General features: G+C 72.7%; 9 protein-coding genes. 5 read left to right on the top strand and 4 right to left on the bottom strand.

Features of this window, described 5'->3' with window-relative positions; genetic code table 11:
* Window positions 1–44 precede the first annotated feature (44 nt).
* From IE257_RS25980 to IE257_RS39005, 3 genes are all read right to left on the bottom strand, one after another.
* A complete protein-coding gene (locus tag IE257_RS25980; protein WP_189972330.1) occupies window positions 45–809 on the bottom strand; it encodes a DUF4097 family beta strand repeat-containing protein in 765 nt (254 codons plus the stop codon).
* 64 nt (window positions 810–873) lie between these two features.
* Entirely contained in the window at window positions 874–1794 is a 921-nt protein-coding gene (locus IE257_RS25975) for a sulfurtransferase (protein WP_189972329.1), read from the bottom strand.
* A gap of 100 nt (window positions 1795–1894) precedes the next feature.
* Entirely contained in the window at window positions 1895–3277 is a 1383-nt protein-coding gene (locus IE257_RS39005) for a glycosyltransferase family protein (protein WP_189972328.1), read from the bottom strand.
* A gap of 36 nt (window positions 3278–3313) precedes the next feature.
* On the opposite strand from IE257_RS39005, the gene IE257_RS25965 reads away from it, so the two are divergent.
* On the top strand, window positions 3314–3853 hold the full coding sequence (locus IE257_RS25965; protein WP_189972327.1) for a hypothetical protein: 540 nt from the start codon (window positions 3314–3316) through the stop codon (window positions 3851–3853).
* Here IE257_RS25965 and IE257_RS25960 read toward each other — a convergent pair.
* A complete protein-coding gene (locus IE257_RS25960; protein ID WP_189972326.1) occupies window positions 3850–4569 on the bottom strand; it encodes a TetR family transcriptional regulator in 720 nt (239 codons plus the stop codon). The genes IE257_RS25965 and IE257_RS25960 overlap by 4 nt on opposite strands.
* A 139-nt stretch (window positions 4570–4708) precedes the next feature.
* Between IE257_RS25960 and IE257_RS25955 the strand changes: the two genes are divergently transcribed.
* The 4 genes from IE257_RS25955 to IE257_RS25940 all read left to right on the top strand — a co-directional run bounded on the left by IE257_RS25955 (window position 4709) and on the right by IE257_RS25940 (window position 12682).
* Window positions 4709–6466, top strand: coding sequence for a glycoside hydrolase family 3 protein (locus tag IE257_RS25955; protein ID WP_189972325.1), 1758 nt, complete (start codon window positions 4709–4711; stop codon window positions 6464–6466).
* Window positions 6467–6667: 201 nt separating this feature from the next.
* Entirely contained in the window at window positions 6668–7408 is a 741-nt protein-coding gene (locus IE257_RS25950) for a response regulator transcription factor (RefSeq protein ID WP_189972324.1), read from the top strand.
* A complete protein-coding gene (locus IE257_RS25945; protein ID WP_189972323.1) occupies window positions 7405–8508 on the top strand; it encodes a HAMP domain-containing sensor histidine kinase in 1104 nt (367 codons plus the stop codon). Before IE257_RS25950 ends, IE257_RS25945 begins: the two co-directional genes overlap by 4 nt.
* Window positions 8509–8767: 259 nt before the next feature.
* The gene (locus IE257_RS25940) at window positions 8768–12682 is read left to right on the top strand and encodes a multifunctional oxoglutarate decarboxylase/oxoglutarate dehydrogenase thiamine pyrophosphate-binding subunit/dihydrolipoyllysine-residue succinyltransferase subunit (RefSeq protein ID WP_189972322.1); all 3915 of its coding nucleotides are present in this window, start codon (window positions 8768–8770) and stop codon (window positions 12680–12682) included.
* Window positions 12683–12827 lie beyond the last annotated feature (145 nt).

Raw genomic sequence — 12827 nt, 5'->3', positions numbered from 1 at the left:
GCCGCCCGATGTTCCCCCAACGCCGTTCGCCCGGGGCGAACGCGTCAGACGGCAGAGATGCGGACGTCGCCCGACGTGGTCTTCGCCGAGAGGCTGGAGGGGGCCGAGGCGTCGTCGGGGAGGGTGATGTCGCGATCGCCGGAGGTGGTGGAGACCGCGAGCCGGTACGGGGCCCGGGGGACCTTCAGGGTGACGTTGCCGGAGGTGGTCTCGGCGAGCACCGAGGACGGGGCGCCGGCGAAGTCCAGGCGGGCGTCGCCCGAGGAGGAGCGGACGTCGGCGCTCGCGGCGGACAGGCCGGTGGCGGTGACGTCGCCGGAGGTGGTGCGGACCTTCAGCGGGCCGCCGATCCGGTCGGCCCTGACCGTGCCGGAGGTGGCCGTCACCGCGGCCGCCGCCACGCCCGTCACCGAGATCCCGCCGCTGGTGCTCTCCAGCTCGACCGTGGCGTTGGCCGGGACCTCCAGGCGGTAGTCGACGTAGCAGTCCGCGGAGCAGCCGTCGGTGAAGGTCAGTACGCCGCCGGCGACCTGCTGGCCGGGCGTCGGGGCGGCGCCCTCGCCGTAGTGGACGGTGCGGCGGATCGTGACGCCGGGGCCGGTCCCGGGGGTGACCTCGATCGAGCCGGCCCGGGCCTGCGTCACCCGCACCGCGGTGACCGCCTCGGTGACCGTGGCGTCGGCGGTCGCCGTCCGGCGCGCGCGGTCATTGAGGCCGTCCGGGAGGGAGCAGCCGGCCAGCAGGAGGCCGGTTCCGAGGGCGGCGACGGTGGTGCGGGCGATGCGGGCCGACGTGGTGTGTGAGGTCATGGCCCGATTCTCGGGCGGTGACACCCCCCGGGCCGATGGGGCGCGTACCCGGAACGCGGTGGGGTTAACCCCCTTCTTTCTCCGGGCCGTTCGTCGTCACGGGGAGCTCCGAGGGCATGCCCCACTCGCTCCAGGAGCCGTCGTACACCGCGAGCTCCCGGTACCCGGCGAGGTCGGCGCCGAGCGCCAGTACGCAGGCGGTCACCCCGGAGCCGCAGCTGAAGTAGAGCCGCTCCCGGTCCCCGGCCAGCTCCCGGAAGGCCGCGCGCAGTTCCCCGGCGGGGCGCATCAGCCCGGCCCGGTCCTGGAGTTCGCCGAACGGCAGGTTGAGCGCGCCCGGCATGTGGCCGCCGCGCAGGCCCGGCCGGGGCTCGGGAGCGGTGCCGGCGAACCGCCCCCGGGTGCGGGCGTCGAGAACGGCCGCGGCCGGGTCGGTCAGGGCGCGCGCGACGGTGGCGCTGTCGACCAGCAGCCCGGCCCGGGGCCGGGCGGTGAAGGAGCCGCGCGGTCCCTCGTACGCCGGGGCGGCGGCCTCGACGGGCAGGCCGGCGGCCGTCCAGGCGGGCAGTCCGCCGTCGAGGACGGCGACCCGGTCGAAGCCCATGGCGCGCAGCATCCACCAGGCGCGGGCGCTGGAGTAGAGGCCGGCGCCGTCGTAGACGACGACGGTGTCCGAGTCGTCGATGCCGAGGGCCCGCACGGCCTCGGTGAACTCCGGGGCCCCGGGCATGGTGTGCGGGGCGGGCGCGGTGTGGTCGGACAGGGCCCCGTCGAGGTCGAAGGGGCGGGCACCGGGGATCCGGCGGCCGGCGCCTCGGTGGGCGCCGACGGAGGCGTCGAGGAGGACCAGGCCGGGCGTGTCGAGCCGCCGGGCGAGCCAGTCCGCCCCGACGAGCGGCCCGGGCAGCGGTTCCGGCGGCGCGTCGGGCTGGGCCTCGGGCGGGGTCCCGGACAGCTCTTCGGACGCGTTCTCGGGCGTGGTCATGCGGCACCTCCGGCTGGACGACACGGTCGCCCCATCCTCCGGCGCGGCCCGGACCGGCTCGGCGGCGGGTCGGGCGGCGGGAGTCGGCGGGCAGCTGCGGTCAGGGGCAGGTGCCCGGGCGGGCGTAGACCGCGATCCGGGCGCCGCGCACCTCCGTGGTGGAGCACAGGTCGAAGCGGGCGGCCAGCTCCTCGCGCTTGACCGCCTCCCGCGGGTACGGGTCGAGCGGCTGGCCGGCCGGGTCCAGCAGGGCGATCACCCGGGGCGAGGCCGGCAGCGCCGCGCGGATCCGCTCCGGGGACAGCTCGGTGCCCTGGAGGCTGTGCGAGGCCTCCGGGGTGCGGTCCAGGGCCACGTCCCGCAGCTCCCCGTAGACCTCCGGCGAGGAGAGCAGCCACTCGCGCCGGCGCGCGGGCATGAACACCACCGCGTCCCCCGGCCGCGCCCGCTCGCGGACCGCGGCGGCCACGGCGAGCGCGTCGTCCTTGCGGCTCTCCGGCGTACGCAGCCACACCGACCAGAAGCCGAACGCCACCAGGAGGGCGCCGGCCAGTAGCCACGGCCACCACCCGCGGGCCGTCGCGAGCCGGGCACCCGCCAGCAGGGCGAGCCCGGCCAGCGCGTACAGCACGTACCGGTCGACGTACCAGGGGTTGAGCAGCGAGATCACCATCAGCAGCCCGGGCGGCAGCAGGACGAGCGGGAGCGCCACCCGTACGAGGTCTCCCGGAGCCCCCCGCGCGAGCAGCAGGGCCGCGGCGCCCACCACCGCGTACGCCGCCCAGTCCTGCCAGCTCGGCCGCCCGAGCCAGCCGAGCTGCTGCTCGGCCTGCCGGGCGCTCACCACGGCCAGTGGCACCAGCAGGGCGACGACGGCCGCGGCGCTCCACCGCCAGCCGCGCGAGCGCCAGGCGGTGAAGGCGTGGGCGAGCAGGGCCAGCGCGGCGAACTCGTGCAGCCAGCAGCCGAGCAGCAGCACCGCCGCGTACGCCGCCCACCGCTCGCGCAGCATCAGGTACGTCGCCCACACCACGGCGGCGGCGACCAGGGCGTACGAGCGCCCCTCCTGGGCGTACATCTGCACGGGCGGCAGTACGGCGTACGCGCAGCCCGCGAGCAGCGCGGCCCGCTCCCCCACGAGCCGGTGGGCGATCGCGGCCACTCCGGCGGCCGCGAGGGCGGTGGCGGCGACGGAGGGCAGCCGCAGCGCCCACAGGCCGCCCTCCCAGGCCTCGAACACCCCGTGCATGAGCAGGTAGTACAGGCCGTGGACGGCGTCGACCCGGCCCAGCAGCTCGACGATCTGGCCGAGCGGCCGGTGGGCCACCTGCCAGGTGACGGACTCGTCGCGCCACATGCTGCCGCCGCGCTCCAGGCCCCACAGGCCGAGGCACACGGCGAGCAGCGGCGGGAGCAGCCGCCAGGGGGCGATCCGGCTGATGACGGCCTCCGCGTGCTGTCGGAACGGGTGTGCGGACTCCATACTCGGGGTTGGACCCGAGTCCTTGCGGAGGTGGGTGTGCGCGCGTTCCGAGCGGTGGTCGCGGCAGTGCTGAGTGCGGTGGTCCTGGCGGGCTGCGGGCCGTCCGGCTCCGGGGGCGGCGACGAGGCGCCCCCGAAGGCCTCCACGGCGCCGGGCACGAGTGCGAGCGCGAGCCCGCCCGGCGGCCCGAGCGCGAGCCCCACGGCCGGCCGGCTCCCCGCCCCCGGCGAGACCCTGGTCCGGGTCACCCGGACCGGCGGCTTCGCCGGGCAGACCCACACCCTCGTGGTCAAGGGGGACGGCTCCTACACCAGGCTGGACGCCGGGGCGAAGCCGACGGGCACCGGCAAGCTGTCCGGGGCGGAGCTCACCGGCCTGCGCACCGCCCTCCGGGAGGCGGACTTCGCCCGGCTGCCCCGGATCACGACCGGCGGCCCCACGATCTACGACGGCTTCTTCTACGCCTTCGTGCACGACGGCCACGAGGTGTCGGGCGGCCAGGAGTCCCTACCGGAGTCCCTCACGAGGGTGCTGGACGCACTGCCCCCGTTCACCGGCGGCACGGACGCCCCCTAAGCCGTCGGCGAGTCCGGCGAGGCACCCGGCGGGGCGTCCGGCAGGCCCGTCCCCGCGACCGAGATGTCCCGCAGCAGGCGGTCCAGGAAGCCGCGCAGCCGGGCCGGCATGTCCACGCTCCCGGGGGCCAGCACCCACTGGATCTGGAGGCCGTCCATGACGGCGAGGGTCTCCCGGCCGACGGCCTCGCAATCGGTGCCGGGGCGCAGTTCGCCGCGGGCGACGCCGGCCTCCAGCAGATCGACGGTGTAGCCGAGCACCCGGGCGTAGCGCCGGGTGAAGTACGCGTGCGCGGGGTGCCCCGGGTTGCCGGACTCGCCGACCAGGGTGTTGAACATCCGGACGATGCCGGGCCGCCGCTCGTTGTCGGCGGCGAGGTCCACCACGGTGGCGAAGTGGGCGGCAACCGACTCGGCGGGCTCGCTGAACAGCCGCTCCACGTCGTGCTGCTCGCTCTGGGCGAGGACCGACAGCAGCAGGTCCTCCTTGCCGCGGAAGTGGTGCAGCAGCCCGCCCTGGGTGATCCCGCAGTCGGCGGCGATCCGGGCCAGCGAGGACGCGTTGAAGCCCCACTGTGCGAAGTGCTCGACGGCGGTGTCGAGGATCTTCTGCCGCCGGGCGTCGCCGACTGCGTAGGTACCCCGGGCCGAGCCCTTCGGGGCGGTCCGCCCCGCCCGTCCCTCCGCCCGTGCCGTCCGCCCGTTGTCCTGTGCCATGCGGACACCCTAAGCGGCCGCTGTTCCAGGCCACCCGGCCCGCGTGACCCAGGTCACATTTCAAAAACCTAGTGGGTGCATGGTTTTCAGCTCTACCGTGACCGTGCCGATCCGACGGTCACGCGCCAGGAGCCCCGCCATGAACACGACGCCCGATTACAAAGACGCCGCGCTGCCCGTCGACCGCCGCGTGGAGGACCTGCTCGCCCGGATGACCCTGGAGGAGAAGGCGGGCCAGCTCTTCCACTCGATGCTGATGATGAACGCGGACGGCACCCCGGTCACCGAGACCGACGGCTCGATGCTCCCCTTCACCACGCCCGAGCTGATCGAGGACCGCTTCCTCACCCACTTCAACCTGCTCGGCACCTACGGGCCCCGCGAGATGGCCACGTGGCAGAACGCCGTCCAGGAGATGGCCGCGGCCACCCGCCTCGGCATCCCGGTCACCCTCTCCACCGACCCGCGCCACACCTTCACCGACAACATCGGCGCCTCCTTCAACTCCGGCGCCTTCTCCGCCTGGCCGGAGGCCCTGGGCCTGGCCGCCATCGGCGACCCCGAGCTCGTCCACCGGTTCGCCGACACCGTCCGGCGCGAGTACCTCGCCGTCGGCTTCCGCGTCGCCCTCCACCCGCAGATCGACCTGGCCAGCGAACCCCGCTGGGCCCGCCAGTCCGGCACCTTCGGCTCCGACGCGCGGCTGACGGCCGAGCTCGTGGCGGCGTACGTGCGCGGTCTCCAGGGCCCGGCCCTGGGGCCCGGGTCGGTGTCCGCCATGGTCAAGCACTTCCCCGGGGGCGGCCCCCAGAAGGACGGCGAGGACCCGCACTTCGCGCACGGCAAGGAGCAGGTCTACCCGGGCGGGATGCGCGAGCACCACCTGGAGCCGTTCAGGGCCGCGATCGCCGCCGGGTGCGCGCAGATGATGCCGTACTACGGCCAGCCGATCGGCACGGACTGGGAGGAGGTCGGCTTCGGCTTCAACAAGGGCGTGGTCACCGGCCTGCTCCGCGAGGAGCTCGGCTTCGAGGGCATCGTCTGCAGCGACTGGGGCCTGCTCAACGACGCGGTGATCTTCGGGCAGGTGCACCCGGCCCGCGCCTGGGGCCTGGAGCACCTGGGCGTGGCCGAGCGGGCGGCGCGCGGCCTGGAGGCCGGCTGCGACCAGTTCGGCGGCGAGCAGTGCCCGGAAGTGATCGTCGAGCTGGTCCGCTCGGGCCGGGTCGCGGAGTCCAGGATCGACGCCTCGGTACGCCGCCTGCTGCGCGAGAAGTTCACGCTCGGCCTGTTCGAGGACCCGTACGTGGACCCGGAGGCGGCGGCCGAGATCGTGGGGCGGGCCGACTTCACGGCCCTGGGGGCCGCGGCCCAGCGCCGGTCCCTCACCGTCCTGACCAACCCCGGGGGCCTGCTGCCGCTCACCACGCGGCCGAGGCTGTACGTGCAGGGCGTGGACGCGAGCGTCGCCGCCGAGTACGGCGAGGTCGTCGTCGACCCGGCCGACGCGGACCTTGCCGTGCTGCGGCTGCGGACGCCGCACGAGCCGCGGGAGAACATCTTCGAGTCCTTCTTCCACTCCGGCTCGCTGGCCTTCGCCGAGCCCGAACTCGCCGGGATCCTGGCCCTCCTGGACCGGGTGCCCACCCTGGTCTGCATCAACCTGGAGCGGGCCGCCGTCGTCCCGGAGATCGCCGAGCGGGCGGCGGCCCTGATCGCGGACTACGGCGCCTGTGACGCCGCCCTGCTGGACGTGGCGTTCGGTCGCGCCACCGCCGAGGGCCGCCTGCCCTTCGAGCTCCCGCGCTCGATGAGGGCCGTGGCGGCCTCCCGTCCGGATGTGCCGAACGACACGTTCGACCCGGTCTTCCCGCACGGCCACGGACTGGCCCTCTAGCCGCCGCCCGGCCCCCAGGACGGCGAGGCACCTGACCGGTCTCGCCCGCCGGGTGCCGGTCCCGTGGGGGGACCGGTACCCGGTACACCACATTCCGCTTACTGTGGTCCAGCACATATGCCATGTCCGAACCCCACGTAGCCGCAGGCCCACGCCTCCTCTACGCTGCACCCCATTCACGCGGGATCTTCAGGGGCGGACATGGAACAGACACACACCACCCATCAGGGCGCCGCGGCGACACCCGGCGCTCAGCGGCGTGTGCTGGTCGTCGAGGACGACCACACCATCGCCGAGGCCATCGCGGCCCGCCTGCGCGCCGAGGGCTTCCAGGTGCAGACGGCCGGGGACGGGCCCTCCGCCGTCGCCGCGGCCGAGAACTGGCTGCCGGAGCTGCTGGTCCTCGACATCATGCTGCCCGGCTTCGACGGCCTGGAGGTGTGCCGCCGGGTCCAGGCCCAGCGGCCCGTCCCGGTCCTCATGCTCACCGCGCGTGACGACGAGACCGACCTGCTGGTCGGGCTCGGGGTCGGCGCGGACGACTACATGACCAAGCCGTTCTCGATGCGCGAGCTGGCCGCGCGGGTCCACGTCCTGCTGCGGCGCGTGGAGCGGGCCACCATCGCCGCGCACACCCCGCGCGGGGCCACCCTGCGCCTGGGCGATCTGGAGATCGACCACGCGCAGCGCCGGGTGCGGGTGCACACCGAGGACGTGCACCTGACCCCGACCGAGTTCGACCTGCTGGTCTGCCTGGCCGGCACCCCGCGGGCGGTGCTCTCCCGGGAGCAGCTGCTGGCCGAGGTGTGGGACTGGGCCGACGCCTCCGGGACCCGTACGGTCGACAGCCACATCAAGGCCCTGCGACGCAAGATCGGCGCGGAGCGGATCCGTACGGTCCACGGCGTCGGGTACGCCCTGGAGACCCCGGCCCAGGCATGAGCGGCCCGCCGATACGGCAGCGGCAGAGGCAGCGGCCCGTGGGCGGGCTGCGGCCCTTCTCGCCCTTCTCGATCAAGACCAAGCTGGGCACCCTCGTGGTGGTCTCGGTCTTCATCACGACGGGCCTGCTGCTGGTGGCCCTGCGCACGGACACCGAGCTGCGCTTCATCACGGTCTTCTCGGTGATCGCCTCGATGCTGATCACCCAGTTCGTGGCGCACAGCCTGACGGCGCCGCTGGACGACATGACGACCGTGGCCCGGGCGATATCCCACGGCGACTTCACCCGGCGGGTGCGCGGGGCGGGTCGCCGCGACGAGCTCGGCGACCTGGCCTCCACCATCAACCTGATGGCGGACGACCTGGAGGCCGTGGACCGGCACCGCAAGGAGCTCGTCGCCAACGTGTCGCACGAGCTGCGCACGCCCATCGCGGCGCTGCGGGCGGTACTGGAGAACGTGGTGGACGGGGTCTCGGCCGCCGATCCGGAGACCATGCGCACGATGCTGAAGCAGACCGAGCGGCTCGGCGGGCTCGTGGAGACCCTGCTGGACCTCTCCCGGGTGGACAACGGCGTGGTCCCGCTGCGCGCCCGCCGCTTCGAGGTGTGGCCGTACCTGTCGGGCGTGCTGAAGGAATCGAGGCTGGCGGCCGCCGGCCGGCCGGGGCTGCTCTCCGGCTCGGGCGGGCACACCCGCAACGACGTACACCTGCACCTGGACGTCTTCCCGTCCGAGCTGTGGGCGCACGCGGACGCCGAGCGACTCCACCAGGTAGTGGCAAATTTGATCGACAACGCGGTCAAGCACAGCCCTCCGCACGGCCGGGTCACGGTCCGCGCCCGGGCCGGCGACGCGCCCGGCAGCCTCGTCCTGGAAGTACGCGACGAGGGCCCCGGCATCCCGGAGGCGGAGCGGCACCGGGTCTTCGAGCGGTTCAACCGGGGCAGCGCGGGCGGCGGCGACGGAGGCACCGGACTGGGCCTGGCGATCGCCCGCTGGGCCGTGGAGCTGCACGGAGGGCGGATCGGAGTGGCCGAATCGTCACGCGGCTGCCGCATCCTCGTCACGCTTCCGGGCAGCTCGCAGGTGCCGGGTTGACGTAGGGTTCGAGTGGGAAGGACATGATCTCGGCCACACGTACCCGGGGTCCGTCAGGGGTGCGAAGCCAAGGGGGCCGCAACCTCGGTGCCCCCTACCCGAACCAGGCTGGTTTCCCGCCATTCCACGTCATGAAACCCGCCGTTCGATGTGACCTGCACGACGTAAGTACCGCCCGGCCTGCATGCAGCGGCCGAGGAGGCGTAGCCTTTATTCCCGCTGTCCATACCTTGTGAAGCGGAAGAGGGCGGTTGCCGCCGTGTCGCCACAGTCCCCCAGTAACTCGAGCACCACGACCGAAGCAGCAGAGGGCGGGAAGAACCCTGCCTCAGGCTTCGGCGCGAATGAGTGGCTCGTCGACGAGATCTATCAGCAGTACCTCCAGGACCCGAACTCGGTCGACCGGGCCTGGTGGGACTTCTTCGCCGACTACAAGCCGGGGGGCGCTGTCGTCGCTCCGGTGAAGTCGGACGGTCCCGAGAAGCCCGCGACGACGGACGGCGCCTCCGCACAGGCCGCCACCACCGTCGCCGCGGCGCCCCAGGTCACCGACGCCGCCGCCACGGGGGCGGCGCGCGCCGCGGCCCCCACCACGACTGCCGCGCCCACGCCTGTGCCAGCCCCTGCCCCTGCTCCTGCCACCCCCTCTGGTGCCCCTGCTGTGACTGTCACCTCCCAGGCCCCGGCCGCCGCACCGGCCGCGCCCGCCCCCTCCGCCGTAGCCCCGCAGAAGCCCGGTGCAGGCACCGGCTCCACTGGAGCGGCTGGCGCCGCGCCCTCTGCTGCCGCCACCGAGGCCCCCGCGGGCCCCGAGCTGGTGACGCTCCGCGGCCCGGCGGCTGCCGTTGCCAAGAACATGAACGCCTCCCTCGACGTGCCGACGGCCACCTCCGTCCGCGCCGTCCCGGTGAAGCTGCTGTTCGACAACCGCATCGTCATCAACAACCACCTCAAGCGCGCCCGGGGCGGGAAGATCTCCTTCACGCACCTGATCGGCTACGCGATGGTGCAGGCGATCAAGGCCATGCCGGCCATGAACTACTCCTTCGCGGAGAAGGACGGCAAGCCCACCCTGGTCAAGCCGGAGCACATCAACTTCGGCCTCGCGATCGACCTGGTGAAGCCCAACGGCGACCGCCAGCTCGTCGTCGCCGGCATCAAGAAGGCCGAGACCCTCAACTTCTTCGAGTTCTGGCAGGCCTACGAGGACATCGTCCGCCGCGCCCGTGTCGGCAAGCTGACGATGGACGACTTCACCGGCGTCACCGTCTCGCTGACCAACCCCGGCGGCCTGGGCACCGTGCACTCCGTGCCCCGCCTGATGCCCGGACAGTCGGTCATCATGGGCGTCGGCTCCATGGACTACCCCGCCGAGTTCCAGGGCACCTCGCAGGACACCCTGAACAAGCTGGGCATCTCCAAGGTCATGACCCTGACCTCGACCTACGACCACCGGGTCATCCAGGGCGCGGCCTCCGGCGAGTTCCTGCGCATCGTCGCGAACCTGCTGCTCGGCGAGGACGGCTTCTACGACGCCGTATTCGAGTCGCTGCGCATCCCGTACGAGCCCGTCCGCTGGAACCGCGACATCGACGCCTCGCACGACGACGACGTCACGAAGGCCGCCCGCGTCTTCGAGCTGATCCACTCCTACCGGGTGCGCGGCCACGTCATGGCCGACACGGACCCGCTGGAGTACAAGCAGCGCAAGCACCCCGACCTCGACATCACCGAGCACGGCCTCACCCTGTGGGACCTGGAGCGCGAGTTCGCGGTCGGCGGCTTCTCCGGCAAGTCGATGATGAAGCTCCGCGACATCCTCGGCGTGCTCCGCGACTCGTACTGCCGCACCACCGGCGTCGAGTTCATGCACATCCAGGACCCGAAGCAGCGCCGCTGGATCCAGGACCGCATCGAGCGCCCGCACAGCAAGCCGGAGCGCGAGGAGCAGCTGCGCATCCTGCGCCGCCTGAACGCGGCGGAGGCCTTCGAGACCTTCCTGCAGACGAAGTACGTCGGCCAGAAGCGCTTCTCCCTGGAGGGCGGCGAGTCCGTCATCCCGCTGCTCGACGCCGTCATCGACTCGGCCGCCGAGGCCCGCCTCGAAGAGGTCGTCATCGGCATGGCCCACCGCGGCCGCCTGAACGTCCTGGCGAACATCGTCGGCAAGTCGTACGCGCAGATCTTCCGCGAGTTCGAGGGCAACCTCGACCCGAAGTCCATGCACGGCTCCGGCGACGTCAAGTACCACCTGGGCGCCGAGGGCACGTTCACCGGCCTGGACGGCGAGCAGATCAAGGTCTCGCTCGTCGCGAACCCCTCGCACCTGGAGGCGGTCGACCCGGTCCTGGAGGGTGTCGCCCGCGCCAAGCAGGACGTCATCAACAAGGGCGGCACGGACTTCACGGTCCTCCCCCTCGCGCTCCACGGCGACGCGGCCTTCGCGGGCCAGGGCGTGGTCGCCGAGACGCTGAACATGTCGCAGCTGCGCGGCTACCGCACCGGCGGCACCGTGCACGTGGTCATCAACAACCAGGTCGGCTTCACCGCCGCCCCGGAGTCCTCGCGTTCCTCGATGTACGCGACCGACGTGGCCCGCATGATCGAGGCGCCGATCTTCCACGTGAACGGCGACGACCCCGAGGCCGTCGTCCGCGTTGCCCGTCTGGCCTTCGAGTTCCGCCAGGCGTTCAACAAGGACGTGGTCATCGACCTCATCTGCTACCGCCGTCGCGGCCACAACGAGTCCGACAACCCGGCCTTCACCCAGCCGCTGATGTACGACCTGATCGACAAGAAGCGCTCGGTGCGCAAGCTCTACACCGAGTCCCTCATCGGTCGCGGCGACATCACGCTGGAAGAGGCCGAGCAGGCGCTCCAGGACTTCCAGGGCCAGCTGGAAAAGGTATTCGCGGAGGTCCGCGAGGCCGCCACGCAGCCCGCCGTCGCGGCGCCCTCCCCGACCCCGCAGCCCGACTTCCCGGTCGCCGTCAACACCGCGATCTCCCAGGACGTCGTCAAGCGGATCGCCGAGTCCCAGGTCACCATCCCCGAGGGCGTCACCGTCCACCCGCGTCTGCTGCCGCAGCTGCAACGCCGCGCGGCGATGATCGACGAGGGCACCATCGACTGGGGCATGGGCGAGACCCTCGCCTTCGGCTCGCTGCTGATGGAGGGCACCCCGGTCCGGCTGTCCGGCCAGGACTCCCGCCGCGGCACCTTCGGCCAGCGCCACGCGGTCCTCATCGACCGGGAGACGGGCGAGGACTACACCCCGCTCCTCTACCTGTCGGACGACCAGGCCCGCTACAACGTCTACGACTCGCTGCTCTCCGAGTACGCGGCCATGGGCTTCGAGTACGGCTACTCGCTGGCCCGTCCGGACGCGCTGGTCCTCTGGGAGGCCCAGTTCGGTGACTTCGTCAACGGTGCGCAGACCGTCGTCGACGAGTTCATCTCCTCGGCCGAGCAGAAGTGGGGCCAGACCTCCGGCGTCACGCTGCTCCTGCCGCACGGCTACGAGGGCCAGGGCCCGGACCACTCGTCCGCGCGTCCCGAGCGCTTCCTCCAGATGTGCGCGCAGGACAACATGACGGTGGCCATGCCCACCCTCCCGTCGAACTACTTCCACCTCCTGCGGTGGCAGGTCCACAACCCGCACCACAAGCCGCTCATCGTCTTCACCCCGAAGTCGATGCTGCGTCTGAAGGCGGCGGCGTCGAAGGCGGAGGAGTTCACCACCGGTTCGTTCCGTCCGGTCATCGGTGACACGACGGTGGACGCGAACGCGGTCCGCAAGGTCGTCTTCTGCGCGGGCAAGGTCTACTACGACCTGGAGGCCGAGCGCGAGAAGCGCGGCGTCACCGACACCGCGATCATCCGCATCGAGCGGCTCTACCCGCTCGCCGGTGCGGAGATCCAGGCCGAGATCGCCAAGTTCCCGAACGCGGCGAAGTACATCTGGGCCCAGGAGGAACCGGCGAACCAGGGGGCGTGGCCGTTCATCGCGCTGAACCTGATCGACCACCTCGACCTGGCGGTCGGCGCGGACGTCCCGGCGGGCGAGCGCCTGCGGCGCATCTCGCGCCCGCACGGCTCGTCCCCTGCGGTGGGCTCCGCGAAGCGCCACCAGGCGGAGCAGCAGCTCCTGCTGAACGAGGTCTTCGAGGCGTAACCGCCACGCGGCACCACGGAAGGCCCGGCCCCCTCGGGGGGCCGGGCCTTCCGGCGTATTGCCCCGGGTCGGCCGATGATCTTACGGATCCCTGACGCCACCCCCTGGAGACGCCCCCAAGTCCCCATCCGCCTCTAGCGTGTTC

It is taken from the genome of Streptomyces avidinii (genome assembly GCF_014650695.1).
Taxonomy (GTDB): Bacteria; Actinomycetota; Actinomycetes; order Streptomycetales; family Streptomycetaceae; genus Streptomyces; species Streptomyces avidinii.
The sequence above is the reverse complement of the archived record's forward strand: the minus strand, read 5'-3'. Positions and strand labels throughout refer to the sequence as shown.